Annotated in this window: 24 protein-coding genes; 17 read left to right on the top strand and 7 right to left on the bottom strand. The window is 63.9% G+C overall.

From position 1 onward, the window contains the following. Window positions 1-2: 2 nt before the first annotated feature. The 4 genes from trpD to H0S73_RS14415 are packed head-to-tail and all read right to left on the bottom strand — an operon-like array spanning window position 3 to window position 5,115. A complete protein-coding gene (gene trpD / locus H0S73_RS14400) occupies window positions 3-1,016 on the bottom strand; it encodes an anthranilate phosphoribosyltransferase (RefSeq protein ID WP_181052801.1) in 1,014 nt (337 codons plus the stop codon). 5 nt (window positions 1,017-1,021) lie between these two features. Beyond that, a complete protein-coding gene (locus tag H0S73_RS14405; RefSeq protein ID WP_181052802.1) occupies window positions 1,022-1,648 on the bottom strand; it encodes an anthranilate synthase component II in 627 nt (208 codons plus the stop codon). A 58-nt stretch (window positions 1,649-1,706) separates the two neighbouring features. After that, window positions 1,707-3,227 (bottom strand): anthranilate synthase component I, encoded by a 1,521-nt coding sequence (trpE, locus tag H0S73_RS14410; RefSeq protein WP_181052803.1) that lies wholly within the window; start codon window positions 3,225-3,227, stop codon window positions 1,707-1,709. 4 nt (window positions 3,228-3,231) lie between these two features. Beyond that, window positions 3,232-5,115 (bottom strand): peptidylprolyl isomerase, encoded by a 1,884-nt coding sequence (locus H0S73_RS14415; protein ID WP_246388912.1) that lies wholly within the window; start codon window positions 5,113-5,115, stop codon window positions 3,232-3,234. A gap of 147 nt (window positions 5,116-5,262) precedes the next feature. Here H0S73_RS14415 and tpiA point away from each other — a divergent pair, with 147 nt between their 5' ends. The 3 genes from tpiA to pyrG all read left to right on the top strand — a co-directional run bounded on the left by tpiA (window position 5,263) and on the right by pyrG (window position 8,292). After that, complete coding sequence (gene tpiA, locus H0S73_RS14420; RefSeq protein ID WP_181052805.1) at window positions 5,263-6,030, top strand: triose-phosphate isomerase; 768 nt, start codon at window positions 5,263-5,265, stop codon at window positions 6,028-6,030. 120 nt (window positions 6,031-6,150) lie between these two features. Beyond that, window positions 6,151-6,558 (top strand): preprotein translocase subunit SecG, encoded by a 408-nt coding sequence (gene secG, locus H0S73_RS14425; protein WP_181052806.1) that lies wholly within the window; start codon window positions 6,151-6,153, stop codon window positions 6,556-6,558. Window positions 6,559-6,663: 105 nt separating this feature from the next. Continuing rightward, window positions 6,664-8,292 carry a CTP synthase gene (gene pyrG / locus H0S73_RS14430; RefSeq protein ID WP_181052807.1) on the top strand — a complete coding sequence of 543 codons (1,629 nt, stop codon included), beginning with the start codon at window positions 6,664-6,666 and terminating at the stop codon, window positions 8,290-8,292. A gap of 78 nt (window positions 8,293-8,370) precedes the next feature. Here the strand turns inward: pyrG and H0S73_RS26105 are convergent, their stop codons facing one another. Then, the gene (locus H0S73_RS26105) at window positions 8,371-10,875 is read right to left on the bottom strand and encodes a calcium-binding protein (protein ID WP_181052808.1); all 2,505 of its coding nucleotides are present in this window, start codon (window positions 10,873-10,875) and stop codon (window positions 8,371-8,373) included. Between the two features lie 147 nt (window positions 10,876-11,022). Here H0S73_RS26105 and H0S73_RS14440 point away from each other — a divergent pair, with 147 nt between their 5' ends. Beyond that, entirely contained in the window at window positions 11,023-11,886 is an 864-nt protein-coding gene (locus H0S73_RS14440) for a VOC family protein (protein ID WP_181052809.1), read from the top strand. Between the two features lie 48 nt (window positions 11,887-11,934). Continuing rightward, on the top strand, window positions 11,935-12,339 hold the full coding sequence (locus tag H0S73_RS14445; RefSeq protein WP_181054347.1) for a DUF350 domain-containing protein: 405 nt from the start codon (window positions 11,935-11,937) through the stop codon (window positions 12,337-12,339). Window positions 12,340-12,397: 58 nt separating this feature from the next. On the opposite strand, the gene H0S73_RS14450 is transcribed toward H0S73_RS14445, so the two are convergent. Continuing rightward, the gene (locus tag H0S73_RS14450) at window positions 12,398-12,667 is read right to left on the bottom strand and encodes a transcriptional regulator (RefSeq protein ID WP_181052810.1); all 270 of its coding nucleotides are present in this window, start codon (window positions 12,665-12,667) and stop codon (window positions 12,398-12,400) included. A gap of 263 nt (window positions 12,668-12,930) precedes the next feature. Here H0S73_RS14450 and kdsA point away from each other — a divergent pair, with 263 nt between their 5' ends. From kdsA to H0S73_RS14465, 3 genes are all read left to right on the top strand, one after another. Continuing rightward, entirely contained in the window at window positions 12,931-13,779 is an 849-nt protein-coding gene (kdsA, locus tag H0S73_RS14455) for a 3-deoxy-8-phosphooctulonate synthase (RefSeq protein ID WP_181052811.1), read from the top strand. 169 nt (window positions 13,780-13,948) lie between these two features. Next, entirely contained in the window at window positions 13,949-15,127 is a 1,179-nt protein-coding gene (locus H0S73_RS14460) for an MFS transporter (protein ID WP_181052812.1), read from the top strand. Between the two features lie 49 nt (window positions 15,128-15,176). Continuing rightward, complete coding sequence (locus H0S73_RS14465) at window positions 15,177-15,701, top strand: DUF305 domain-containing protein (RefSeq protein WP_181052813.1); 525 nt, start codon at window positions 15,177-15,179, stop codon at window positions 15,699-15,701. Between the two features lies 1 nt (window position 15,702). Here the strand turns inward: H0S73_RS14465 and queF are convergent, their stop codons facing one another. Then, on the bottom strand, window positions 15,703-16,152 hold the full coding sequence (gene queF / locus H0S73_RS14470; protein ID WP_181052814.1) for a preQ(1) synthase: 450 nt from the start codon (window positions 16,150-16,152) through the stop codon (window positions 15,703-15,705). A gap of 147 nt (window positions 16,153-16,299) precedes the next feature. Here queF and eno point away from each other — a divergent pair, with 147 nt between their 5' ends. The 9 genes from eno (at window position 16,300) to H0S73_RS14515 (ending at window position 25,780) form a co-directional block, all read left to right on the top strand. Beyond that, window positions 16,300-17,583 carry a phosphopyruvate hydratase gene (gene eno, locus H0S73_RS14475; protein WP_181052815.1) on the top strand — a complete coding sequence of 428 codons (1,284 nt, stop codon included), beginning with the start codon at window positions 16,300-16,302 and terminating at the stop codon, window positions 17,581-17,583. A gap of 210 nt (window positions 17,584-17,793) precedes the next feature. Next, the gene (locus H0S73_RS14480; RefSeq protein WP_181052816.1) at window positions 17,794-18,108 is read left to right on the top strand and encodes an FtsB family cell division protein; all 315 of its coding nucleotides are present in this window, start codon (window positions 17,794-17,796) and stop codon (window positions 18,106-18,108) included. 226 nt (window positions 18,109-18,334) lie between these two features. Then, window positions 18,335-19,342 (top strand): pyruvate dehydrogenase (acetyl-transferring) E1 component subunit alpha, encoded by a 1,008-nt coding sequence (pdhA, locus tag H0S73_RS14485; RefSeq protein ID WP_181054348.1) that lies wholly within the window; start codon window positions 18,335-18,337, stop codon window positions 19,340-19,342. 59 nt (window positions 19,343-19,401) lie between these two features. Next, window positions 19,402-20,847, top strand: a complete 1,446-nt coding sequence (locus H0S73_RS14490; protein ID WP_181052817.1) for a pyruvate dehydrogenase complex E1 component subunit beta — start codon at window positions 19,402-19,404, stop codon at window positions 20,845-20,847. Between the two features lie 6 nt (window positions 20,848-20,853). Then, window positions 20,854-21,315: a DUF6980 family protein gene (locus tag H0S73_RS14495; RefSeq protein WP_181052818.1), complete on the top strand. Its 462-nt coding sequence runs from the start codon at window positions 20,854-20,856 to the stop codon at window positions 21,313-21,315. Beyond that, window positions 21,312-21,608, top strand: a complete 297-nt coding sequence (locus tag H0S73_RS14500) for a DUF5076 domain-containing protein (RefSeq protein ID WP_181052819.1) — start codon at window positions 21,312-21,314, stop codon at window positions 21,606-21,608. Before H0S73_RS14495 ends, H0S73_RS14500 begins: the two co-directional genes overlap by 4 nt. A 30-nt stretch (window positions 21,609-21,638) precedes the next feature. Continuing rightward, window positions 21,639-23,072, top strand: a complete 1,434-nt coding sequence (locus tag H0S73_RS14505; protein ID WP_181052820.1) for a pyruvate dehydrogenase complex dihydrolipoamide acetyltransferase — start codon at window positions 21,639-21,641, stop codon at window positions 23,070-23,072. A gap of 111 nt (window positions 23,073-23,183) precedes the next feature. Continuing rightward, on the top strand, window positions 23,184-24,623 hold the full coding sequence (gene lpdA / locus H0S73_RS14510) for a dihydrolipoyl dehydrogenase (protein WP_181052821.1): 1,440 nt from the start codon (window positions 23,184-23,186) through the stop codon (window positions 24,621-24,623). Window positions 24,624-24,868: 245 nt separating this feature from the next. Next, the gene (locus H0S73_RS14515) at window positions 24,869-25,780 is read left to right on the top strand and encodes a GGDEF domain-containing protein (protein WP_343058457.1); all 912 of its coding nucleotides are present in this window, start codon (window positions 24,869-24,871) and stop codon (window positions 25,778-25,780) included. Window positions 25,781-25,961 lie beyond the last annotated feature (181 nt).

Below are 25,961 nucleotides of genomic sequence, written 5' to 3' on the forward strand. Positions count from 1 at the left end.
GCTCAAGCGTTCGAGACTTTGACGAGGCGCTCGAGCGTCGCCTTGGAGGCGCCGCTGTCGAGTGCTCGCGAGGCGCGGTCGAGCCCGTCGCGCAGATTCTCGGCCTCGTCGGCGATCACGAGGCCGGCCGCCGCGTTGAGCAGGGACACGTCGCGATAGGGCGTGCGGGCCCCGTCCAGGACCGCGCGGAGCTGGGCCGCATTGTGCTCAGGGTCGCCGCCGCGCAGCTCGTCGAGCGACACGGTCGGCAGGCCGACCTCCTCCGGAGTCACGGTGAAGCGGCGGATCGCGCCGTTCTCCAGCGCGGCCACGAAGGTCGGGCCGGTGGTCGTCATCTCATCGAGCCCGTCGGAGCCGTGAACGGTCCAGACCTTCTGGGAGCCGAGCTCCTTGAGAACCTGCGTGAGAGGTTCGAGCCAAGCCTCTGAAAACACGCCGAGAAGCTGCCGTTTCGCCCCGGCGGGATTCGCCAGCGGCCCGAGCAGGTTGAAGATCGTGCGGGTTCCGAGCTCGACGCGCACCGGCGCCACATGGCGCATGGCGGCATGGTGGGTCTGCGCGAACATGAAGCCGAGATTCGTCTCGTTCAGGCAGCGCTCCAGCCCCTCAGGGGCGAGACCGAGCTTCAGCCCCAGGGCTGCCAGAACATCCGCCGTGCCGGATTTCGAGGAAGCCGCCCGGTTGCCGTGCTTCGCCACGGGAACGCCGCAGGAGGCCACGATGATCGAGGCCAGCGTCGAGATGTTGTAGCTGCCCTTGTGATCGCCGCCGGTGCCGACGATGTCGATGGCCTTCTCGGGAGCCTTGACCCGCAGCATGCGGCCGCGCATGGCCGTCACGGCGCCAACGATCTCCTCGAGCGCCTCGCCGCGAACCCGCAGGGCCATCAGGAAGGCGCCGCCCTGGGCGGGTGTCACTTCACCGGAGAGCAGGTCGTCGAAGGCATCCCGCGCCTCGTCGCGCGTCAGCGATGCGCCGGTGGCGACCTTGGCGAGATAGGATTTGAACGATTCCATCGGTTTCAATGTCCTGCTGGAGCGGCTGCGCCGGCGGCGCGGTGCTGGGCATTCCAATCCGCCGCGAGTTCGAAGAAGTTGCGCATGATCGTCACCCCATGCTCCGACAGGATGCTCTCGGGATGGAACTGCACGCCGTGGATCGGCAGCGAGCGGTGCGAGAGCCCCATGACGAGGCCGTCCGCGGTCTCGGCCGTCACCTGCAGGTCGGCCGGGCAGGTTTCGCGGTCCACGATCAGCGAGTGGTAGCGGGTCGCCTTGAAGGGTCCGTTGATGCCGCGGAACACTGCTTGGCCGCCGTGCTCCACCTCGGAGACCTTGCCATGCATGGGAAGGGGCGCGCGCGAGACGGTGCCGCCGAAGACCTGCCCGATGGTCTGAAGGCCGAGGCACACGCCGAAGGTCGGGATTTCGGGCGAAACGCGCTTCACGAGGTCGAGGCAGATCCCCGCCTCATTGGGCGTGCAGGGGCCGGGAGAGAGCACGATGGCATCCGGCCGGGACGCGAGCACCTGGTCGGTCGTGATGGCATCGTTGCGCACCACCTCGACGGAGGTCGCGAGCGGACCGAGCAGATGCACCAGATTCCAGGTGAAGCTGTCGTAATTGTCGATGACGAGAACGCGGGTCATGGCGCGCCGACGTTCGCGTAAGCGACGCTCCCGGTCAAGGGAAGCATCGTCGCCCGGCTCATTGTCCGATCCTCGCTTGGCTGGCGAAGCGCACGGCTTCCTCGGCGGCCCGGAACAGGGCCTTCGACTTGTTGATGCATTCCTGCTGCTCGGAGGCCGGATCGGAATCGTACACGATGCCGGCGCCCGCCTGAACGGCCATGCGCCCGTCCTTCACGAGGGCCGTGCGCAGTACGATGCAGGTATCCATCTCGCCATTGGCGCCGAAATACCCGATGCAGCCCGCATAGGGGCCACGCTTGTGCTTCTCCAGCTCGTCGATGATCTGCATGGCGCGCACCTTCGGCGCGCCGGAGACCGTGCCGGCCGGGAAACCCGCCACGAGCGCGTCGAGGGCGTCGAAGGACGGGTCGAGCCTGCCTTCGACATTCGACACGATGTGAATCACCTGGCTGTAATATTCGAGGAAGAAGGAATCGGTGACTTCCACCGACCCCATTTCGGCCACGCGTCCCACGTCGTTGCGGCCGAGATCGAGGAGCATCAGATGCTCGGCGCGTTCCTTCTGGTCCGCCAGCAGGCTTTCTGCATGGGCCCGATCCTCGGCGGCCGTCGCGCCGCGCGGCCGCGTTCCGGCGATGGGACGGATCGTGACCTTGCCGTCGCGCACCCGCACCAGGATCTCCGGCGAGGAGCAGACGATCTGGAAATCCTCGAAATCCAAGTAGCACAGGAACGGCGCCGGATTGACGCGCCGCAGGGAGCGGTAGAGCGCGAAGGCGGGCAGGGGAAAAGCCGACTCGAACCGCTGCGACAGCACCACCTGGAAGATGTCGCCGGCGCGGATGTAGTCCTTCGCCCGGGCGACCATCGCCTCGAATTCCTGCGGCGTCGTGTTCGAAACCGGGGGCTCGAACTGGATCTGCGTCGGGTCGCTGCGGTCGTCGATGGGCAGCGGACGCTCGAGGGCCGCCGTCACGCCGTCAAGGCGCGCGAGCGCCGTCTCGAAGGCCGCCCTGGCCGAGGTCCTAGCCTGCGGGCGTACGGGCGTGATGAGCGAGATCTCGTCCTTCACCGCATCGAACACCACCATTACGGTGGGTCGGATGAGGATCGCGTCGGGAACCTTCAGCACGTCCGGATTGGGCTCGGGCAGGCGCTCCATGAGCCGCACCATGTCGTAGCCCAGATAGCCGAAAAGGCCCGCCGCCATGGGCGGCAGATCGTCCGACAGGGGCAGGGCGCTTTCCTTGATCAGCGCGCGCAGGCTCTCCAGGGGCGGAGTCTCCTCCACGGTGAATTCCTGAAGACGGCTCAGCGCCTGGCGATCGATGGCCGCGACGCCGTCCTGGCAGCGCCAGACGAGATCCGGATCGAGCCCGATCATGGAGAAGCGGCCGCGGGTCGCGCCGCCTTCGACGGATTCGAGCAGGAAGGCGGACCCCTTGCGGTCATGCCGCAGCTTCAGGAAAGCCGCCACGGGCGTGAGCAGGTCGCCCACGAGGGTGGCGCGCAGGACGCCGGCCTCCCCAGCCTCGTAGGCTGCCGCGAACGTCTCGAAATCGGGCGTGATCGTCATGGGACTACGATTCGCCGCCCGTTGCCCGACGCAGCGCCTGCTGGTTGATCGTGACGCCGAGATCCTGGCGCACCTGGGCGATGTACTCGTTGAGCAGGTCGTCGCCGAAACCGGTCCGGAGCTGGTTTTCCGTGTTCTGCGCCGCCTGAGTGGTGGTGACGAGCGGCGGCACCGTGGCCGAGGTGACGCTGAACACCGCGCGGGCATCCGTACCGTTCGCCGCATGGCCCGTCTTGCCGACCGGAACCGAGAAGATGCGGTTCACCGCTTCCGCCGTGAGATCGTCCTTCGCCGTGTTGCGGGCGAGGTCGGTGGCGTTCCGGACTGGCGCATTGGCGGACTGGGCGACGGCCTCGATGGTCTCGCCCTTCTCCAGGCGTCCGGCGAGTTCGTTGGCCTTCTCCGACAGACGTTGGGCCACCTGGTCTTCGCGCCACTGGGTGGCGACCTGATCGCGAACCTCGTCGAGATTCTTCTCGCGGGAGGCTTCGATGCCGGTCACATCGTACCAGACATAGCCCGCGGCCATGCGCAGAGGCTCATTGTCGACCCCGATGTCGGACGCGAAAGCGGCCTTCACGACGGCGTCCTTCTCGGGCAGATTGACTGGATTGCCCGTCTTGTCCCGACCTGTGGCATCGACAGCCGGGACCTGAACCAGGGCGAGGCCCTTCTCCTTGGCGATGTCCGCCAGAGGCTTGGCGCCGGCGCGCAGGTCCTCGATCTCGTCGTGGATCCGCTCGATCTGACCCTTGGCGCGCTCCTGAGCGACGTCCTGGCGAAGCTCTCCGGCCACCTCCTCGAAGGGACGGACGGATTCGGGCTGGATCTGTGTCACCCGCACGAGTACCGGCCCGAAGCGGCCGGCGATCGGGGCGCTGACGGCATTCTGCTCGAGGGCGAAAGCCGCATCCGCCACGGTCTGATCGAGCATCTCGGTCTTGGTGAAGGTGCCAAGCTCCAGATCCTGCGGCGAGACGTTGCGCTCGGCCGCGATGGCGTCGAACGTCGTGCCTTCCTTGATCTTGGCGGCGGCGGCCTCGGCCTCCTCCTGGGACGGGAAGGTGATCTGCTGGATGGTGCGGCGCTCCGGTGTGCCGTACTTGGCCTTCTGCTGCTCATAGGCCTGGCGGGCATCGGCATCGGACACGGAATCGGGCTTGGCGAGAGCGGCGGCATCGAGCGCCAGGGCAGATACGGAACGGTATTCAGGCGCACGGAAGCTGCTCCGGCGCTCGTTGAAGAAGGTCTGGAGCTGCTCCGCGGTCGGGGCCGGGATGTCGCCCGCCATGGCCGGGGTCAGGAGCAGGTAGGAGGCCGCGCGGCGCTCGGTCCCATAGCGGTGCAGGGCCTCCTTGGCGGCGATCGGTACATTGACGTCGCCGGCAATGGCCTCGGCCAGATGGAGGCGAACCATGGCGGAGCGCTGCTCCTGCACGAATCCGGGCTCCGAGAGACCGACATTGCGCAGGGCCTGATCGAACTGGCCGCGGTTGAATTGCCCGTCAGCACCCTTGAAGGCCGGATTGTTCATGATCGAGCCGGCAACGAGCTGGTCAGAGACGGAGAGGCCCATCTTCTTGGCCTGCTCGGCCATGACGGCTTCCGTCACGAGATTGGAGATCACCTGCTGCTCGAGGCCGAAGGCGCGGGCCTGCTCGGGGCTGATAACGGTGCGGAACTGCCGCCCGAGCCGCTGAAGCTCATTCGTATAGGCAGTGCGGACCTGGTCGACCGTGATCTTGGTGCTGCCGACCTCGGCCACCGTGGAGGCAGGGGTTACGCGGAAGATGTCGCCGATGCCCCAGATGGCGAAGCTGACGATCAGGGCGCCGAAAAAGATGGTGGCGATGGCTTTGCCGACCACAGTCTGCCCAGCCTTGCGCATGTTCCGAAGCATCGTGAACCCGTTTTCCAAAAACTCGTTAAACCTGCCGATAACCGATCAGGGGCTCTACGAAAAGGGCAAGTCTGGTTGAAAGAGGGCTCAAGGCTCTGTACTGCCGGATTATCAAGCGTGACAGGAGTACCGTGAATGAGCGTCGATAGGCCGCGCCCGCTGGTGGCGGGTAACTGGAAGATGAACGGATTGAAGAGCTCGGCCCAGGTTCTGGCCGAGATCCAAGCCGGCTACACGCCCGGCTTGAAGGCCAAGGTCGAGCTGGCAATCTGTCCGCCGGCGACGCTAGTGTCCGTCCTGGCCTATGCGTCGGTCGGCTCGCGCGTCGCCATCGGCGGCCAGGATTGCCACGCCAAGGAATCGGGCGCCTTCACGGGCGATCTCTCGGCCGAGATGCTGGCTGATGCAGGCGCGACCTACGTGATCGTCGGCCATTCCGAGCGCCGTCAGTACCACAAGGAAAAGGACGCGGATGTCTGCGCCAAGGCGGTGGCTGCCCACCGCGCCGGCCTGACGGCCATCGTGTGCGTCGGGGAAACCCGGGAGGAGCGGGAATCCGGCAAGACCCTCGCCGTCGTCCGCAAGCAGCTGCGCGGCTCGATCCCGGTCGATTCGAACAGCGTCAACCTCGTGGTCGCCTACGAGCCCGTCTGGGCCATCGGCACTGGCCTGACGCCGACCGCCGCGGATGTGGCGGAGGTCCACGCCCTGATCCGAGACGAACTGCGTCGCCTGGTCGGAAAGGCGGAGGCGCCCAAGGTGCGCATCCTCTACGGCGGCTCTGTCAAACCCTCGAATGCCGCCGAGCTCATGGCGGTGGACAACGTCAATGGTGCTCTCGTAGGCGGCGCCAGCCTCGTGGCGGCCGATTTCCTGGGTATCGCGGGGGCCTATCTCGGGTAACTGAGAAAAGGCGTCTTGCGGGTCTTTGATCCTGCGCCCACCTATGCTACAGGCCGCCGCAACGAACGGATTGCGAGCGGCTGACGCCTTGTGCGCAGCCGCTTGAGGTTTTTGAAAACGATGCAAACAGTTCTCATCATTGTCCACCTGGTCATTGTGCTCGCCCTGATCGGCGTGGTTCTTCTGCAGCGCTCCGAGGGCGGCGGCATGGGGCTCGGCGGCGGAGGCGGGGGCGGCGTGTCCGGCTTCATGACCGGTCGCGGCCAAGCCAATGCGCTCACCCGCGCGACGGCGATCCTGGCGGGTCTCTTCTTCGTCACCAGCATCGCGCTGACAGTCATGGCGACCTCGACCCGGGCTCCGCGCTCGATCCTCGATGGCGCCGCTCCGGCGGCTCCGGCTCCGGGCCAGCAGGCCCCGGCGGCTCCGCAGGGCGGCAACGTGCTCGAGCAGCTGCAACGACTCCAGGGCGACCAACCGGCGGCTCCGGCCCCCGCGGCACCGGCGCCCACAGCGCCTCAGCAGTAAGTGAACAGCAGGGCCGGTCCTCCGGCCCTCTCTTTTTGTGGATGGGTTTCGGGGCACGCAGTTCGCGATTGCGAATCGGCGCCCGATCTTTATGGATAGGGGTCCATGACGCGGTACGTATTCATCACCGGCGGCGTGGTGTCTTCGCTCGGCAAGGGTCTGGCTTCGGCGGCCCTGGGAGCGCTTCTCCAAGCACGCGGTTACAAGGTTCGGCTTCGCAAGCTCGACCCATATCTCAACGTCGATCCGGGGACGATGAGTCCCTACCAGCACGGTGAGGTCTTCGTGACCGACGACGGCGCTGAAACCGATCTGGATCTCGGGCATTACGAGCGCTTCACCGGCGTGCCGGCCACCAAGGCCGACAACATCACCACCGGGCGCATCTATCTCGACATCATCACCAAGGAGCGGCGCGGCGATTACCTCGGCGCCACCATCCAGGTGATTCCGCATGTCACCAACGCCATCAAGGACTTCGTGCTCACGGGCAACGAAGGCTTCGATTTCGTGCTGGTCGAGATCGGCGGCACGGTCGGCGACATCGAGGGCCTGCCATTCTTCGAGGCCATCCGCCAGCTCGGCAACGACCTGGAGCGGGGGCAGGCGATCTATGTGCACCTGACGCTCCTGCCGTTCATCCCGTCGGCCGGAGAGCTGAAGACCAAGCCGACCCAGCACTCGGTGGCGGAGTTGCGCTCCATCGGCATCCAGCCCGACATCCTGCTCTGCCGCACCGATCGCGAGATCCCGAAGGACGAGCGCCGCAAGCTCGCCCTGTTCTGCAACGTGCGCGAGACGGCGGTGATCGAGGCGCGCGACGCCCGTTCGATCTACGACGTTCCGCTCGCCTATCACGAGGCCGGTCTCGACAGCGAAGTCCTGGCGGCCTTCGGCCTCGACAGCGCCAAAACGCCGGATCTCTCCCGCTGGACCACCATCTCGGGCCGTGTCCACAATCCGGAAGGCGAAGTCACCATCGCGGTCGTCGGCAAGTATACCGGCCTCAAGGATGCCTATAAGTCCCTGATCGAGGCGCTTCACCACGGCGGGATCGCCAACCAGGTGAAGGTGAACCTGGAATGGATCGAGAGCGAGATCTTCGAGCACGAGGATCCGGCACCGTTCCTGGAAGGCATCCACGGCATCATGGTGCCCGGCGGCTTCGGCCAACGCGGCGCCGAGGGCAAGATCCGGGCGGCCCGTTTCGCCCGCGAGCGCAAGGTGCCGTATTTCGGCATCTGCTTCGGCATGCAGATGGCGGTCATCGAGGCGGCCCGTTCGCTCGCCGGCATCAAGGATGCCAGCTCGACGGAATTCGGCCCGACCGCCGAGCCGGTCGTCGGCCTGATGACCGAGTGGCTCCGCGGCAACGAGCTGGAAAAGCGCGCTTCCGGCGGCGATCTCGGCGGCACGATGCGACTTGGCGCCTATCAGGCCTCGCTCAAGCCCGGCAGCAAGGTGGCGGAGATCTACGGCGGCACGGAGATTTCCGAGCGCCACCGGCACCGTTACGAAGTCAACATGACCTATCGCGACAAGCTGGAGCAGAAGGGTCTGCGCTTCTCGGGCGTCTCGCCTGACGGCGTTCTGCCGGAGATCGTGGAATACGAGGACCATCCCTGGTTCATCGGCGTCCAGTATCACCCGGAGCTGAAGTCCCGCCCGTTCGAGCCGCATCCGCTCTTCAAGAGCTTCATCCACGCCGCCGTGGAGCAGAGCCGGCTGGTCTGATCGGCGCGACGATCGATAGGCCTTCCAGGAGGCAGAATAGGCCATGGCTGATCTTCGCGTCAGTCATGGCCTTCTCACTTAGATCACCACAAAGTCGTGAAAGTAGAGCTTTGACTTATTGGTGAGGACGGCAATCTTCACGGCGGCGGTCCGGCCGGTGCCGTCGACGTCGTAGTAGAGACTGCCCGTGCCCTTGTCGTAGATGATGCGGTCGCCGGAATCCTTGGCCGTCTTGCCCGTAACGAAGGCGCCGCTCGCCAGCACTCCCTTCGGCATTGCCTTGAAGATCGTACGATTGAGCTGAAACGTGTCATCGCGCGACGAGAAATCCGTGACGACATCGGGATTGAGCTTGTTCGGCTTTGTATCGAACAGGAACACGTCCTTGCCTGCATTGCCTGTCAGCATGTCCTTGCCGTCGCCGCCGGACAGGGTGTCATTCCCGGCTCCGCCGACGAGGGTGTCGTTGTCAAGTCCGCCGCCCAAGCGATCGTTGCCGACGCCTCCTACGAACCGGTCCGCAGCATTGGTTCCCGATGTCACCTCGACCGCGAGGTCGGTCACCGTGACGGTCAGGTCCTTATCGCGGCTGAGTCCACCGGCATCCTTGGCGCGGACCTTGATCTGGTAGGAACGCACCTCCTCATAATCGAGCAGGGAACCGTTCTTGACGACAATCCTGTCGCCTTTGAGCGCGAAGCGGCCGCCGGCATCGTCGAGGAGTTCGTAGTCGAACTCGTCCCCGGCATTTGGGTCCACCCCCTGCAGGGTTCCCACGGCCATGCCGGTGCCGGACAGCTCGAGAGCGATCCCGCCCGTGAAACGGATGTCGGTCGGACCGGAGTTGGTATAGGTCCCAGTGCTGTCCGTCACCGTCTCAATACCATGCTGGAAGAGCAGGCCGCGCTCGCGGACGGTGAAGGCGTCGCCGACGAGGATCACCCGGTCATTGGCGCCAGCCGTCCCATCCAGCAAGCCTGCGGCGGCCTTGTCGTTGAGCGTGACCTTCGTGCCTGCCGTGTATGTCAGCTTGATGCCGAGGTTAAGAAATACCTTGTTGCTCAGGTCGAAAGCACTGCCCGAGAGCTGAAGCATGTTGGTGCCGCCGCGCCCATCGATCGCAACGAAATCCGCCAGCCGCGCCGCGTTCGCAATGATCGTATCATTGCCGGCCGAGCCCCGAATGGCTTCGAAGCCGGTCAGGGACGCTGGGGCCGTCAGGTCTAGGATTCCGGCTGCGTTGATGGAGAGCGTGTCGCTACCCCCGCCGCCGTCGATCCGGTCGCCAATGCTCAGAGACGCACTCGGCACAAAAAGGGTTTCGCTCGCATTCGTGCCGCTGGCAATGTCGCTGGCGATCGTCAGGACTTCCGAACTCGATGGCGAGAAGTGGCGGACATAGACGCTCGCTCCATTGACCGCGTCGAACGACTGGTACGTAACGATCCAGCTCCCATCAGCCAAGGCTGTCATATGGGAAAACCGTTGGTCTCCCACCGTAATGTCCGTCACCCGCATTTCCGCGCCCGCCGGTGAACCGTCGGCGTAGTAGCGCTGCATGTAAAGGCCTCGTCCGTAGCCATCCTGCCCCTCGGACTGCCACGCGACTACCCAGCCGCCATCGAGCAGAGCAACGATGCTCGAGCGTTCCTGGTCACCCGCCACGGTCGTGTTGACCTGACTCGTCGTGCCGACAGGGGCTCCTTGCGCATTGTAGCGCTGCTGGAAAACGCCGCGCCCCCATCCATCCTGGTCGATGGCCTCCCAGGTGACGACCCATCCGCCGTCCGCAAGAGCTGCCGTGTTCGGGACGAATGAAAAGTACCCCGCATTGGGGACGACGATCTCGCCTCCATCGGGCACCACATTATTACCTGAGTCGATGTGAAAGCGCTGCTGTCGGATGTTGGCGGTCGTTGCGGCAGCCGAAGTCCACGTCACCACCCAGCTCCGGTCGCTCAGGATCGTGACGCTCGGGTCATACTCGCTATCGGCATCAACGGTATTGACCTTGATTTCACCTCCGATCGCAGTCCCGTCGGATCTATAGTATTGTTGGAAGATATCGAAACCGCTGGGCGATTCCGATTTGGATGACCACGTCACCACCCAGCCGCCGGAATCGTCTTGCGCTGCCGGAAACACGGCGACACTCGGGGCCTGCTGATTGCCAGCAGTCGTGGTGTTGACCCTTTTATCCTGCTGATTTCCCGATCCATCGACGAAAAGAGCCTGCCCCTGCGCGTTGAATCTTTGCTGAAACACGCCGCTGCTTCCATCGGAATCTTGCTGTGATTCCCAGGTGGCAAGCCAGCCGCCATCGGGGAGGGCGGTCAGAATAGGATTCAGCTGCCAGGTACTGGCAGATTGGGCACTGATCGGCGATTTCTGGCCGACGGGGTATCCTTGAGCGTCGAAACGCTGCTGGTAGACGTTGTAGCCGGTGCCGTCCGACTCGTAGGCTTCCCACGCAACGACCCAACCTCCGCCTGCAAGGGCCGTGACGTTCGGATTTTGCCAGTTTGTCTCCGGCGATGTGCTTACAAGTGTCTCGGCTCCGGCCCTGATAACGGATATCGCCATTGGTTCGATCCTTAGATATAGTCAGTATAACAGGCAAATAGCCAATTTTAGGATATAAAGTAACATATAAGTCTTCCTCCGCAACTGACCGGCAACTCCGCCGACAGTTGCCTTCTTTCGTTCAGATGCCGTTTCCAAAGGAGCCCGATGACCCGCCGGATCGATCACCTCGTCATTGCCGTCCACGACCTCGATCAGGCCGGGAGTTTCTATCGGCGGCTCGGTTTCCAAGTCGGGGCCCGCAACCGCCATCCCTGGGGGACTGAGAACCGGATCGTGCAGCTTCCCGGCTCGTTCATCGAGCTGATCGCCGTGGGCGAGGAGGCGGCGATCGCGCCGCATCGGGCGAGCGCGTACAGCTTCGGTGCCTTCGTGCAGGACTATCTCAGGGACCGCGAAGGCCTCGCCATGCTTGTGCTCGACAGCCGGGATGCCGAGGCGGATGCGGCTTTGTTCGCGCAGAAGAGCATCGGTTCGTTTGAACCGTTCCATTTCGAACGCAGCGGAAAACGGCCCGACGGCAGCGAAACGAAGGTCGCTTTCACCCTGGCTTTCGCGTCAGCCGAGGACTCTCCGAAGGCCGGTTTCTTCGTCTGCCAGCAGCACTATCCGGAAAACTTCTGGAACCCGGAATTCCAGCGCCATGACAATCGGGCAACGCAGATTTCATCGGTCACCCTGTCTGCGCCGGCTCCGGAGCGGCTCCGCGCCTTCCTGACCGCGTTCACGGGCGTCGATCCTGCGAGCCCCGACGGAGACGATCTGGCCTTCCGACTGGGCGAGGGCCATATCGACGTGCTCACGCCCGACGACGCGGCTGAGAATTACGGTTCGGTAGAGGCCGAGCTCGATCAGCCATCCTTCGTGGCCTTCGCGGTCCGGGTGGAGGATATCCACGTCCACGCGAAGTGGCTGGACGCGGCCGAGATTCCCTACCAGCACATCGGCAGCAGACTCATCGTGCCGGCCAGCGCCGCCTTCGGGGTCGCCATCGCCTTCGAGCCAACGTAATATTAACCATGATCCCCTAGACGATGAAAAACATCATGTGGGGGACTGATCGTGGCTTCATCTCTGGCGGGCTTGGCCGATTTCCTAATTTTCTTCGTACTCGCGGTCGCCCTCGTGGGCCTTTATCTAGCGGTCTATACGCTCGCGTCCATGCACAATGAGTTCGCCCTGATCCGCGAGAACGTGATCTCGGCGGCGACCGCCCTCGGTTTCAGCCTCGTGGGCTTCGCCCTTCCGCTGGCGAGCGCCATCGTCCACGCCCAGACCATCGTCGATTGCCTCGTGTGGGGATTGGTGGCCCTAGCCGTGCAGATTCTCGTGTACTGGCTGGTGCGTATCGCCATGCCGAACCTGTCCCAGCGCATCGCCGGGGGCGAGATGGCCGCAGCGCTGTTCCTCGGCGCCGCGTCGCTCGCCGCCGGAATCATCAATGCGGCGGCGATGACCTTCTGAAGCATCAAACGTGAAACCGGGAACCGGTCTTGCGTGAAAAGACGCTTCAATAACCCTGTCAGGCGCTCGCCTCGACCATGCGGGCGAATTGAACGGCTTCGGCCCGCAGGGCCGGGGGCACCAGCATCGGGTTCTTGTGCCGGACAGCATAAAGCATGGCGATCCGCTCGATGGCTCTGAGATAAAGGTCCGGGATCTCGCTCTCGCCCCATTCGAAGGCTTGGTAGTCACGCAGGTTCAGGTCGATCTCATGGGCCATCTTGCTCTGGGTAAATCCGAGCGCGGTTCTGAGAGCCACGAGTTCGTGCACCTTGTTCTGTTCGGACATGAGAGCGCCCCCCAAGCGCGGCGATGTGATCGAGTGAAGCGGTTACGGATCGATTTAAGGTAAATTTTCTCAATCTTTCCATGCGGATAGGAGCATGTTTTAGCACGCTCTCAAAGTAAATCGACCTTTCGTTGGAAGAGGGCGTCCTCCACGGATTTCGGCTTGAAGGGCGGCAAGCCGTTTCCGTTCGCCGCGACGCCGAGAAAAGGCTGTTATGCACATCGCCGCTTTGCTTGGTGCCGCAGACAGGATAGAGACGGCCCATGACCGATACCAAACAGCATCCCGCCGTCGTCGAGGCCGGTAATGTCCGCTTCGGCAATCATCTGCCGCTCAGCATCATTGCCGGGCCCTGCGCCATGGAAAGCCGCGAGCATGCGCTTGAGATGGCGGCTGCCCTGAAGGAGATCACGGGGAGGCTGGGCCTGGGCCTCGTCTACAAGTCGTCATTCGACAAGGCTAACCGCACGTCCATCGCCAGCGCCCGTGGCATCGGGCTCGATAAAGCCCTCGCCATCTTCGCCGAGGTGAAGGAGACCTATGGCCTGCCGGTGATCACCGACGTGCACGAGAACGACCAATGCGCCCCCGTGGGCGAGGTGGTCGACATCCTGCAGATTCCCGCCTTCCTCTGCCGCCAGACGGATCTCCTGATCGCTGCCGCCAGGACAGGCCGGGTTGTCAATGTGAAGAAGGGGCAGTTTCTGGCCCCCTGGGACATGGCCAACGTCGCGGCCAAGGTGACGGCTGCCGGCAATCCCAACGTGATGCTGACCGAGCGCGGCGCCTCCTTCGGCTACAACACGCTCGTGTCCGACATGCGCTCCCTGCCGATCATGGCCGAGACGGGCGCCCCGGTGATCTTCGACGCCACCCATTCCGTGCAGCAGCCCGGCGGCCAGGGCACGACTTCCGGCGGCCAGCGCGAATATGTGCCGGTGCTCGCGCGCGCCGCAGTCGCCGTGGGTGTCGCGGGCGTCTTCATTGAGACGCACCAGGACCCGGACAAAGCGCCGTCGGACGGTCCCAATATGGTGCCGCTGAAGGATCTCGAGGGGCTCCTCGCGCAGCTGAAGGCGTTCGATGCACTGGCGAAGGGCAGGGCAGCATAAAAGTATAATGATCGATCGCTTCTTCGTCGTCGCGGCCTTTTGCCGGCGATGACGAAGGGGTCGCCCATGCCTTTTCAAGAGGTCAGGTCTGCGCTCCTGCCGCTCGATTAACGTTGGTCCCGTGGTATGGAGCCTATGCTCCCTCTACGGCTTCAATCGTTAGGATGCCATGTCCTCCCGCAATCTGATCCTGATCCTCGCCACCAGCGGCTTTGCGAGCACTTTCTCCGGCCGCGCGGTCGAGCCGATGGTCGGGATCATTGCGCGGGATCTGAGCTCGGATCCGCAGACCATCGCACTCCTTTCGGCCGCCTTCGCGCTGCCTTATGCTTTCATCCAGCCGGTGCTGGGGCCCATCGGCGATGCGCTCGGCAAGGAGCGCGTCATGAAGGTGGCGCTGTCGATCCTTTTTCTGGCTTTGGCCTGCTCGGCCTTCGCCCCGAACGCGGCGACGCTCTTCACCCTTCGCATCATCGCCGGCGCGGCCGCGGGCGGTGCGGTACCGCTGTCCATCGCGCTGATCGGCGACCGGGTCGAGATGGCCCAAAGGCAGATAGCGCTGAGCCGCTATCTCGTAGCCGTCATCATCGGGCAGCTTGCTGGATCGTCCCTCGCGGGGCTCCTCGCCGAATGGATCGGCTGGCGCGGCGTGTTCGGCCTTTCCACGATCATGATGGCGTTGGCGCTGACCGCGACTGTTATCGGCTTCCGGGGCGCCTTGCCCGGCGGTCGGTTCGATCCACGGGCGGCGATTCTGCGGTATCGGGCCATCCTGTCCAATCCGCGAGCGCTGTTTCTTTTCGGCTCCGTCTTCGTCGAAGCCATCGCTCTGTTCGGCATCTTCCCTTACGTGGCGCCGCTGCTCGAGGAGAGGGGCGGGGGTGGGGCGGCACAGGCGGGCTTCGCCATCGGCGGGTTCGCCCTCGGCGGACTCGTTTATTCCGCCCTGGTGACCTGGATGCTGCGGCGGCTCGGTATCGGCAGGATCCTTCTGGGAGGAGGTTTCTTCGCCGGAGCCGCGCTCCTTATCCTGGGAACCGGCGGCGGTTGGAAGCTCGACGCGGCGGCCCTGCTGCTCATGGGCCTCGGCTTCTACATGCTCCACAACACGTTCCAGGCCCAGGTGACGGAGGTGGCCCCCGGGGCCCGCGCCTCGGCGGTCGCGCTTCATGCCTTCTCGTTCTTCTGCGGACAGGCGCTCGGCGTCGTTCTGATGGGCTTCGGCCTTCGGAACATCGGCCTCACGGCGTCGACGGGCGTGGCCGCGCTGGTCATCGTCTGCGTCGGCGTGGCGGCCGCCACCGTTCTCGGCCGGACTGCGAGGCCAGCGACCGACGCGAAACAATAGGGCGGCCGATCCGTTGGTCCCGGGTGAAACCCAAGCGGGATCGGTGACGATGAGCTACGGACGTTTCGGGGCCATGATCGTGACTTCCACGGTCGTTATGTTCGGCCTGATGTACCTGAACACCTATGCGCTGGACCACGTGTTCTACAGCCAGACGCGGACCTGGATGGCCGTCGTGATGGGCGCAGTGATGGGCGTCATCATGCTCGGCTTCATGTGGTCCATGTATGGGAACAGGGCCGCCAACATGGCGATTCTGGCGGTCAGTGCGGTGGTGTTCGCCGGGGCCCTGTGGCTGGTCCGAAGCCAGGAGACCGTCAGCGACGTCTCCTACATGAAGGCAATGATTCCTCATCATTCCATTGCGATCATGACCAGCGAGCGCGCCCATATCCGTGATCCGCGGGTGAGACTGCTCGCGGATCGCATCATCGAGGCTCAGGTCCGTGAAATCGGCGAGATGAGGACGCTGATCGCTGACCTCGAGCGGAATCCGGTGGCGAACGGGGCGCCCGATCTGCCGTCCTATCGAGACCGGGGAGCCCCACCGCCGCCTCCGGCCAAGCCTGACTGATTCAGCGGGCGCGATAGGGCGCCACGCCCTGCTCGGGCAGCCACAGGTTCTTCGGCAGCTCGCCGGTCTGCCAGAACACGTCGATAGGGATGCCGCCCCGAGGATACCAGTAACCGCCGATCCGCAGGTACCGCGGTTCCAGCAGGTCGGCGAGGCGCTTGCCGATGGCGACCGTACAATCCTCATGGAAGGCGCCATGATTGCGGAAGCTGTGCATGTAGAGCTTGAGCGATTTCGATTCGACGAGCCATGGCCCCGGCACGTAATCGATCACCAGAATCGCGAAGTCGGGCTGGCCTGTGACCGGGCAAAGAGAGGTGAATTCCGGCACAGTGAAACGGGCCAGGTAATCGGTGTCGGAATGGGGGTTCGGCACCCGGTCGAGCTGCGCTTCCTCGGGGGATTGGGGCAGGGCGGCTGCATGGCCGAGCTGGAGGGTGGTTTCCGTCATCTGGAATTGACCTTGGATTGATAAAGGGAATGCTCTTGCCGTCCTTGCTCACATGGGCATTTCGGTCAATAAGCCAATTCATGACGAGAGGCCGCACCCGTCCGCAAGGGCGGACAATGCGGCGCTTCAGCCAGCAGGAGCCTGCTCATGACCGCGATTATCGATGTTTTCGCCCGCCAGATCCTCGACAGCCGGGGCAATCCCACGGTCGAGGTGGATGTGACCCTCGAAGATGGCTCCATGGGCCGCGCCGCCGTGCCCTCCGGCGCCTCCACGGGCGCCCATGAGGCGGTCGAGCTGCGCGACGGGGACAAGTCGGTCTATCTTGGCAAGGGTGTGCTCAAGGCCGTCGATGCGGTCAACAATGAGATCCTCGACGCCATCGGCGGCATGGACGCGGAAGAGCAGGTCGCCATCGACGAGACCATGATCGAGCTCGACGGCACCCCCAACAAGGCCCGCCTGGGCGCGAACGCGATCCTGGGCGTCTCCCTCGCCGTCGCCAAGGCCGCCGCCGAGGCCTCGACGCTACCGCTCTACCGCTACGTGGGCGGCACTCAGGCCCGCGTCCTGCCGGTGCCGATGATGAACATCATCAACGGCGGCGCGCATGCGGACAATCCCATCGACTTTCAGGAATTCATGGTGATGCCGGTCGGCGCGCCGACCCTTTCGGAAGCCGTGCGCATGGGCGCCGAGGTGTTCCACACCCTCAAGAAAGCCCTGAAGGACGCCGGCCACAACACCAATGTGGGCGACGAGGGAGGCTTTGCACCGAACCTGCCTTCCGCCGAGGCCGCCCTCGACTTCATCATGAAGTCCATCGAGCAGGCCGGCTACAAGCCCGGCAAGGACATGGTGATCGGCCTGGATTGCGCCGCCACCGAGTTCTTCAAGAACGGCGCTTATGTCTATGAAGGCACGGGCCAGAAGCTGAACCCGCAGCAGCAAGCCGAGTATCTTGCCAAGCTCGTCTCCGTCTATCCCATCGCGACCATCGAGGATGGCATGTCCGAGGACGATTGGGAGGGCTGGAAGGCTGTCACCGACCTCATCGGCGCCAAGTGCCAGCTCGTGGGCGACGACCTCTTCGTCACCAACGTGAACCGCCTGTCCCAGGGCATCAAGCAGGGCGTCGCCAATTCGCTCCTCGTCAAGGTGAACCAGATCGGCTCCCTCACCGAGACGCTGGCCGCCGTCGACATGGCCCACCGTGCCGGCTACACCGCCGTCATGTCCCACCGCTCGGGCGAGACGGAAGACTCCACCATCGCGGATCTCGCCGTCGCCACCAATTGCGGGCAGATCAAGACCGGGTCGCTCGCCCGCTCCGACAGACTGGCCAAGTACAACCAGCTCATCCGCATCGAGGAGGAGCTCGGCTCGCAGGCGATCTACGCAGGCAGGGCCGCGCTGAAGGCGCTCGCTTGAACTGAGACGCCAGTCGACGCGTTGAGGAAGCCGCCGCAAGGCGGCTTTTTCTTTTCCGCTTCTCGTCCTGGCCGGATTTGTCCCGGCCATCCATGTCTTCGGAGCCGCTCGGTAGAAAGGGCGGCATGAGGCTAGGCACGACGGTGACAGTGTGAGGCGGAGCCTAATTTCTAACGCCTCCTTAACCATGCCGATGTAAGACTAGGCTCCATGGTAATCCGCAGACGATTGAGACGATTCCTCATCCCGCTGGTGCTCTACGGCATCTCGGCGGGGGTGGCTGCCTATTTCGTGCACCACGCCCATAGCGGCGCGCGGGGCATCGAGGCTCAGCAGAAATATGAGGCGCAGGTGGCCGAACTTTCCGCCGAGCTCGATGGTTTAAAGACCCAGCGCTCCGAGTGGGAGCGCCGCATCGCGCTGCTCAGGAGTGATCAGATCGACCGTGATCTGCTCGAGGAGAGAGCGCGCGTAATGTTAGGACGTGTGCACAAGAACGACCTTGTGATCATCACAGGTCCATAATTAACAATAACTTAAAAGTTCTGCTTAACTGAATTTCAGTTGATCTTAAATACGTTCGCCATATCAATAAGTTGCGCATTTTATTGTGCAGCGCAAAACACCTTTTGGGGCTCTCGATTTCCGATTCCGTCTGCGCTACAACTTTCGTCGAGGAAACCCTTCGGAGGACCCGATGGCTGTTGCTGCCCGCAAGGCGGGCCGTGCCGGTGCTGGCGCGGCTAACAAGATGACTTCCGGTAAAGGCTCCACTCGCGGAGCTGCCCCCAATATCCCACAATTCGACAAGAACCAGGACCTGTCGGCCTACAACGAAATGCTGCTGATCCGGCGCTTCGAGGAGAAGTCCGGCCAGATGTACGGCATGGGCCTGATCGGCGGTTTCTGCCACCTCTATATCGGCCAGGAGGCCGTGGTCGTCGGCATGCAGATGGCGACGAAAGAGGGTGACCAGGTGATCACGGGCTACCGCGATCACGGTCACATGCTTGCCTGCGGCATGGATGCGAAAGGCGTCATGGCCGAGTTGACGGGCCGCCGTGGCGGTCTGTCGAAGGGCAAGGGCGGCTCCATGCACATGTTCTCCAAGGAGAAGCATTTCTATGGCGGCCACGGCATCGTCGGTGCCCAGGTGTCGCTCGGCACCGGCATCGCCTTCGCGAACCATTACCGCGAGAACGGAAATGTCTGCCTGACCTATTTCGGCGATGGCGCGGCCAACCAGGGCCAGGTCTACGAGAGCTTCAACATGGCGCAGCTGTGGAAGCTGCCGGTCGTCTACGTGATCGAGAACAACCGCTACGCCATGGGCACAGCCGTGACGCGCGCATCGGCTCAGACCGATTTCTCGAAGCGCGGCGTATCCTTCGGCATCCCGGGCGAGCAGGTGGACGGCATGGACGTCCGCGCTGTTTACGCGGCAGGCCAGCGCGCCATCGAGCATGCCCGATCCGGGAAGGGCCCCTACATCCTCGAGATGCAGACCTACCGTTATCGCGGCCACTCCATGTCCGACCCGGCGAAGTACCGCACGAAGGACGAAGTGGCTCGCATGCGCGAGGAGCATGACCCCATCGAGCAGGTGCGCCGTCGTCTGCTGGAGAGCTGGAAGCTGTCGGAAGAAGAGCTGAAGGCTATCGACAGCAAGGTGCGCGAGATCGTCAACGAGGCGGCCGAGTTCGCCACGCACGATCCGGAGCCCGATCCGTCCGAGCTCTACACGGATATCCTTCTATAAGCGGCGTCAAACGCGCCGCCCCCAATTCTCGCCTTAGCGACAATCAACACGAGTCTTTCATGGCGATCGATATTCTCATGCCTGCCCTCTCACCCACTATGGAGCAGGGCAAACTGGCCAAGTGGCTGAAAAAAGAAGGCGATCAGGTCAAGCCCGGCGACGTGCTGGCCGAGATCGAGACCGACAAGGCGACCATGGAGGTCGAGGCTATTGACGAGGGCGTCCTCGCCAAGATCCTGGTCTCCGATGGCACGGACAATGTGGCGGTCAACACGCCGATCGCGATCCTCGCCGGCGAGGGCGAGGATGTGTCCTCGGCGGCTTCCTCGGCGAAGGCGCCTGCGGCTCCGGCGCCGGAAGCGCAGCCCGCTCCCACACCCGACATGCAGGCCGAAGGGATGGCCGACCGTCCGGCGCCCGATCAGCGCCCGCAGCAGACGGATCTTTCGACGCCTGCGGCTCCGTCGGTCATCACCAACCGCAGCTCCTACAACGCCATGGCCGAAATCCCTGAGGGCACGGAACTGGTCAACATGACCGTCCGCGAGGCCCTTCGCGATGCCATGGCCGAAGAGATGCGCAAGGACGACAAGGTCTTCGTCATGGGCGAAGAGGTGGCCGAGTACCAGGGCGCCTACAAGGTCACGCAAGGGCTGCTGCAGGAATTCGGCGCCAAGCGCGTGATCGACACGCCCATCACCGAGCATGGCTTCGCCGGTGTCGGCGTCGGCGCGGCCTTCACGGGCCTGCGCCCCGTCGTCGAGTTCATGACCTTCAACTTCGCCATGCAGGCGATCGACCAGATCATCAACTCGGCGGCCAAGACCCTTTACATGTCCGGTGGCCAGCTCGGCGCGCCCATCGTGTTCCGCGGCCCGAACGGCGCCGCCGCCCGCGTGGCCGCGCAGCACAGCCAGGACTTCGCCGCCTGGTACTCTCAGATCCCAGGCCTCAAGGTCGTGGCGCCCTATACGGCCTCCGACGCCAAGGGCCTGCTCAAGAGCGCCATCCGCGATCCGAACCCGGTGGTTTTCCTGGAGAACGAGATCCTCTACGGCCAGTCCTTCCCGGTGCCGAAGCTCGACGACTTCACCGTGCCGATCGGCAAGGCGCGCATCCATCGCGAGGGCAAGGACGTGACCATCGTGTCCTTCGCCATCGGCATGACCTATGCGCTCAAGGCCGCCGAGGAACTGGCGAAGGAAGGCATCGAGGCCGAGGTCATCGACCTGCGCACGATCCGCCCCATGGACACCGATACCATCGTCGCCTCGGTCATGAAAACTGGCCGCTGCGTCACGGTGGAGGAGGGCTATCCGCAATCGGGCGTCGGCGCCGAGATCGCCATGCGCATCATGGAGAACGCGTTCGACTACCTCGACGCCCCCGTGATCCGCATCACTGGCAAGGACGTGCCCATGCCGTATGCGGCCAACCTCGAGAAGCTCGCGCTTCCGTCCGTGGCCGAAGTGGTGCAGGCGGCGAAGGCCGTTTGTTATCGGTAAGGCACTATGTTGTCGGACCAGGAAACTAGTCTGCGTTCCTTCCATAAGTATTCGGATGTCGAATACACCGAAGAGGAATGGGCTATCGCTTGGGTTGGAATATGGGCCTTCCTTTGCAACTCTAAGCGAGAAGCCAAGGAGGCATTACAGTTCGATCCTAAAAGGTCGGTACTGTACGGCGACCATCCTGAGCTTCTAAAACACGCCTGTGATACTGAGGTGCCAATCATCTATGATCCAAGCATCCGGGAATTTGGTGTGTCGGTACTGGATGGAGGCTATTGCCAAATGAGCTTCCGGTTTGATCCCTGGTCAGGAAAACCTCTGCCAACTTCTCTGAGAGACGAATGGTTCGAGGCGATTGAAGCGCTTGGAATTGATCCATGGAACGACAAAGACAAGACACCCGCTCGGTTCAACGATGAAACGTGGTGGAAGGACAGCTACGTTTCGGAGAAAAGCGCATGACCGACAAAAAATTCGAAGCCCTCAATGTTCCGCCTGACGCCCTCGAAAAGGGGGGCGTCGAGATCCTGAGGGCTTCCGTGGTCGACGGGGCGGTGAGCATCGCGCTGCGCCGCGCCTTCGACGATCCGTTCACCTGGGGCGTGCTCCTGGTGGACCTCGCCCGTCACGCCGCGCGTGTCTATGCCATGGAAACGGAGTTCTCCGAGGAGGAGGCTCTCGCCGAGATCACAGCCGGCATCCAGGCCGAACTGGACGATCCGAGCGATCCCGGCTCGACGCAGGCCTTAAACTAAACCCTTTCAAGATCAGGATCCCCAAACGCCATGCCCATCAATATCCTGATGCCCGCCCTGTCTCCCACCATGGAAAAGGGCAACCTTGCCAAGTGGCTGAAGAAGGAAGGCGACACGGTGAAGTCCGGCGACGTGATCGCCGAGATCGAGACCGACAAGGCCACCATGGAAGTGGAAGCGGTCGACGAGGGAATCCTCGCCAAGATCGTCGTTCCCGAAGGCACGGCTGACGTGCCGGTCAACGAACTCATTGCGCTGATCGCCAGCGAGGGCGAGGATCCGAAGAGCATCACGGCTCCCGCCGCAGGTGGTGCCGCTTCGGCGCCCGCGCCGAAGGCGGAGGCCGCGCCTGCTCCTGCTGCTCCGGCCGCTGCGTCCCAGCCTCAGGCCAATACCGTTCCCGGCGACGCATCAGCTCACATGAGCTATGCGCGTGTGGACCAGGCGCCCACCGGTCCCGCCCAGGCTGCCAAGTCCAACGGGGCAGGGCAGGCGACAGGCAACCGGGTCTTCGCCTCGCCGCTCGCCAAGCGCATCGCCCGCGAGGCAGGGATCGACATCGGATCGGTCCAGGGCTCCGGCCCGCATGGCCGCATCGTCGAGAAGGACGTTCGCACAGCCCTCCAGGGCGGCGGCGCGAAGGCTGGCGCTGCTCCCGCTGCCGCCGCAGCGACCGCTCCCGCGCCGTCTGCAAAGCCCGCAGCTCCGCAGCTCGCATCGAGCATGGGCGCCGATCAGGTCAAGGCCATGTTCGAGGCCGGCAGCTACGAGGAAGTGCCTCTCGACGGCATGCGCAAGACCATCGCCAAGAGGTTGGTCGAGTCCAAGCAGACGGTGCCGCATTTCTACCTGTCTCTCGATTGTGAGCTCGACGCGCTCATGGCTTTGCGCGAGCAGGTCAACAACGCGGCCGGTAAGGACAAGGACGGCAAGCCGGCCTACAAGCTCTCGGTCAACGATTTCGTCATCAAGGCGCTCGCCATCGCGCTCCAGCGCGTGCCGAACGCCAATGCGGTCTGGGCCGAGGACCGGATCCTGAAGATGAAGCATTCGGATGTGGGCGTGGCCGTCGCCATCGAGGGCGGCCTGTTCACGCCGGTCGTGCGCAAGGCCGAGCAGAAGACCCTCACGGCCATCTCGGCCGAGGTGAAGGACATGGCGGGCCGGGCTCGCAACCGCCGCCTGAAGCCGGAAGAGTACACCGGTGGGTCCACGGCCGTGTCGAACCTCGGCATGTACGGCATCAAGGACTTCCAGGCCGTCATCAATCCGCCCCACGGCACGATTCTTGCGGTCGGCGCCGGCGAGCAGCGGGTCGTGGTGAAGAACGGCGCCCCGGCGGTCGTGCAGGCCATGACCGTGACGCTCTCCTGCGACCACCGTGTGGTCGACGGCGCTCTCGGCGCGGAACTCCTTGCGGCCTTCAAGCAGCTCATCGAGAACCCGATGGGAATGCTGGTTTAAACACGCGACGTCATGGCCGGCCTCTTGCCGGCCATCCACGCCTTTTCAACGGTCCGGCACGCGAAGACGTGGATGCCCGGGCCAAGCCCGGGCATGACGGGGGACAATTCCATGGCAAACCAATACGACATCATCGTCATCGGCGGCGGGCCGGGGGGGTATGTGGCGGCGATCCGCGCCGCGCAGCTCGGGTTCAAGACCGCCGTGGTGGAGCGCGAGCATCTCGGCGGCATCTGCCTCAACTGGGGCTGCATCCCGACCAAGGCGCTCCTGCGCTCGGCCGAGATCTACCACTACATGGAGCACGCCAAGGATTACGGCCTGTCGGCTCAGGGGATCGGTTTTGACGCTGCGGCCATCGTCAACCGCTCGCGCGGGGTCTCCGGGCGACTGAACGGCGGCGTCGGCATGCTGCTCAAGAAGAACAAGGTCGACGTGATCTGGGGCGAGGCCACCATTTCCAAGCCCGGCGAGGTCGTGGTCACCGCGCCGAAGAAGCCCGCCATGCAGCCGCAGAATCCCGTGCCGAAGGGCGTGCTGGAGCCCGGGACCTATGCAGCAAAGAACATCATCGTCGCCACGGGCGCGCGTCCTCGCGCGTTGCCCGGTATCGAGCCGGACGGCAAGCTGATCTGGACCTATTTCGAGGCCATGGTGCCGCCCTCCATGCCGAAATCGCTCATCGTCATGGGCTCGGGCGCTATCGGCATCGAGTTCGCCTCCTTCTATCGCACCATGGGCGTGGAGGTGACGGTCGTCGAGGTGATGCCGCAGATCCTGCCCGTCGAGGATGCCGAGATCGCCGCGCTGGCCCGCAAGCGCTTCGAGAAGCAGGGCATGAAGATCCTGTCGGGCGCCAAGGTCACGAAGGTCGAGAAGGGCGCGAACTCCATCACGGCCACCATCGACGACGGCAAGGGCGGGACGCAGACCATCACCGCCGACCGGATGATCTCGGCGGTCGGCGTCGTCGGCAACATCGAGAATCTCGGCCTCGAGAAGCTCGGAGTGAAGATCGAGCGCGGCGTCGTCGTGACGGATGGGCTCGGCCGCACCAACGTGCCAGGCATCTATGCCATCGGCGACGTGGCGGGCCCGCCCATGCTGGCGCACAAGGCGGAGCATGAGGGTGTGATCTGCGTCGAGACCATCAAGGGCTTGCACACGCATGCCATGGACAAGGCCAAGATCCCGGGCTGCACCTATTGCAACCCGCAGATCGCCTCCGTGGGCCTCACGGAAGCCAAGGCCAAGGAGCAGGGCTACGACATTCGCGTCGGCCGCTTCCCCTTCATCGGCAACGGCAAGGCGATCGCGCTGGGCGAGCCGGACGGCCTCGTGAAGACGATCTTCGACAAGAAGACCGGTCAGCTGCTCGGCGCCCACATGGTCGGCGCGGAAGTGACCGAGCTGATCCAGGGCTTCGTGATCGCCATGAACCTGGAGACGACCGAGGAAGAGCTGATCCATGCCGTCTTCCCGCATCCGACCCTGTCGGAGACCATGCACGAGAGCGTGCTGGATGCCTATGACCGTGCGATCCACATCTGATCGGGAAAGCTTTTACGATCGACCTTTCGGCGGCCGGCCAACTCGGAATATGAGGGGCCGGCCGCTGCATTTCCCCACCGGTTCGTCGGGAATCTGCCTTCTTCGTGCGGGGGCTCGTCCATCGGAGAAAGCTGGACATTTGCGGTTCTATCCCCCTCCAGGTAGAGTGCTATCATCCGCTCGTCCTGAAATGCCCCATGGGTCGGTTCACTTCTCAACTGAATGATGAGACTCTTCGATACTTGGTGGAAGCCCTCGACGAGAGTGGCCAGGCGGTCTCCATCTATGACCAGGACGACAACCTTCGTTATGCGAACAAGACCTACCAGAACATGTTTCTGGAGGGATACGAGGGTCCGTTCACTTTCACGGAAATCCTTCGCCACGGCGCCAGGAACGGCGTAGGGGTGAGGATCGATGATGGTGATGTCGAGGCCCTGATCGCCAGGACGTTGCCCCGTCGCCGGAGCGTACCACGCAAATCCTTCGAGACCGATTTCCTGGACGGACGCTGGTTCTGGATGGATCATACAATCCTGCCGAACGGCTGGGTCCTCACAGTGGGCGCCGACATCACGGCTCTCAAGCACAATGAGAAGACACTGCGCCAGGCGCACAGCGCGGCCGTCCTCGCCTCCCAGACGGATCTCCTCACAGGCCTGCCGAACCGACGCCACATCATGGAACTGCTCGACGAGGCCTTGGTCGCGAGCACAGCATCGGGCTCGAGCCTGTGCGTGACCATGATCGACATCGACAGGTTCAAGGTCATCAACGACACCCACGGCCACGATGCCGGCGACGCGGTTCTTCGTCACTTCGCGTCCGTCTCCCGGGAGACGCTCGGGAAACAGGAATCCATCGGGCGCATGGGCGGCGAAGAGTTCCTTCTCATTCTGCCGGATACGAGCCTCATCGATGCGGCTCGCCTCATCGAACAGATCAGGCAGCAATGCGCGAGGGGGCAGCCCTGGAACGGCGAGATCGTCCGGTCGTATTCCTTCAGCGCGGGCCTCGTGGAAGCTCATCCGGGGGATGACCGTAACACCATCCTCAATCGAGCCGACCGCGCGCTCTATGCCGCCAAGCGACAGGGCCGGAACCGCACCAAGCTCGGGCTGCAGGCGGGGAAATCGGCCGAGTCCAGTGGTCGATAGCCAAGCCCCCTAGTGTCGCGCAAGGGGCGGGAGAGGGGCAGGGCCCGGGCGCGATCGCCGTTCGCAACTTCGTGTGGACCCAAGGTGAGTTCCAGGAATTAACAGCCAGGACCTGCTCGAAAGGTCTGGCCGTGCCGTTTCGAAATGACGACGGCCGCCCGCGCCATCTTTGTGTCAGGAG

It is taken from the genome of Microvirga mediterraneensis (genome assembly GCF_013520865.1).
Taxonomy (GTDB): domain Bacteria; phylum Pseudomonadota; class Alphaproteobacteria; order Rhizobiales; family Beijerinckiaceae; genus Microvirga; species Microvirga mediterraneensis.

Excerpts from the sequence above, each read along its gene's own strand:
- H0S73_RS14465 (WP_181052813.1), top strand. The coding sequence starts at position 15,177 with ATGAGCTACGGACGTTTCGGGGCCATGATCGTGACTTCCACGGTCGTT.
- H0S73_RS14440 (WP_181052809.1), top strand. The coding sequence starts at position 11,023 with ATGACCCGCCGGATCGATCACCTCGTCATTGCCGTCCACGACCTCGAT.
- trpE (WP_181052803.1), bottom strand. The coding sequence starts at position 3,227 with ATGACGATCACGCCCGATTTCGAGACGTTCGCGGCAGCCTACGAGGCT.
- H0S73_RS14415 (WP_246388912.1), bottom strand. The coding sequence starts at position 5,115 with ATGCGCAAGGCTGGGCAGACTGTGGTCGGCAAAGCCATCGCCACCATC.
- kdsA (WP_181052811.1), top strand. The coding sequence starts at position 12,931 with ATGACCGATACCAAACAGCATCCCGCCGTCGTCGAGGCCGGTAATGTC.
- pyrG (WP_181052807.1), top strand. The coding sequence starts at position 6,664 with ATGACGCGGTACGTATTCATCACCGGCGGCGTGGTGTCTTCGCTCGGC.
- H0S73_RS14495 (WP_181052818.1), top strand. The coding sequence starts at position 20,854 with ATGTTGTCGGACCAGGAAACTAGTCTGCGTTCCTTCCATAAGTATTCG.
- lpdA (WP_181052821.1), top strand. The coding sequence starts at position 23,184 with ATGGCAAACCAATACGACATCATCGTCATCGGCGGCGGGCCGGGGGGG.
- trpD (WP_181052801.1), bottom strand. The coding sequence starts at position 1,016 with ATGGAATCGTTCAAATCCTATCTCGCCAAGGTCGCCACCGGCGCATCG.
- eno (WP_181052815.1), top strand. The coding sequence starts at position 16,300 with ATGACCGCGATTATCGATGTTTTCGCCCGCCAGATCCTCGACAGCCGG.
- tpiA (WP_181052805.1), top strand. The coding sequence starts at position 5,263 with ATGAGCGTCGATAGGCCGCGCCCGCTGGTGGCGGGTAACTGGAAGATG.
- secG (WP_181052806.1), top strand. The coding sequence starts at position 6,151 with ATGCAAACAGTTCTCATCATTGTCCACCTGGTCATTGTGCTCGCCCTG.
- H0S73_RS14450 (WP_181052810.1), bottom strand. The coding sequence starts at position 12,667 with ATGTCCGAACAGAACAAGGTGCACGAACTCGTGGCTCTCAGAACCGCG.
- H0S73_RS14505 (WP_181052820.1), top strand. The coding sequence starts at position 21,639 with ATGCCCATCAATATCCTGATGCCCGCCCTGTCTCCCACCATGGAAAAG.
- H0S73_RS26105 (WP_181052808.1), bottom strand. The coding sequence starts at position 10,875 with ATGGCGATATCCGTTATCAGGGCCGGAGCCGAGACACTTGTAAGCACA.
- pdhA (WP_181054348.1), top strand. The coding sequence starts at position 18,335 with ATGACTTCCGGTAAAGGCTCCACTCGCGGAGCTGCCCCCAATATCCCA.
- H0S73_RS14405 (WP_181052802.1), bottom strand. The coding sequence starts at position 1,648 with ATGACCCGCGTTCTCGTCATCGACAATTACGACAGCTTCACCTGGAAT.
- H0S73_RS14500 (WP_181052819.1), top strand. The coding sequence starts at position 21,312 with ATGACCGACAAAAAATTCGAAGCCCTCAATGTTCCGCCTGACGCCCTC.
- H0S73_RS14480 (WP_181052816.1), top strand. The coding sequence starts at position 17,794 with ATGGTAATCCGCAGACGATTGAGACGATTCCTCATCCCGCTGGTGCTC.
- queF (WP_181052814.1), bottom strand. The coding sequence starts at position 16,152 with ATGACGGAAACCACCCTCCAGCTCGGCCATGCAGCCGCCCTGCCCCAA.
- H0S73_RS14490 (WP_181052817.1), top strand. The coding sequence starts at position 19,402 with ATGGCGATCGATATTCTCATGCCTGCCCTCTCACCCACTATGGAGCAG.
- H0S73_RS14460 (WP_181052812.1), top strand. The coding sequence starts at position 13,949 with ATGTCCTCCCGCAATCTGATCCTGATCCTCGCCACCAGCGGCTTTGCG.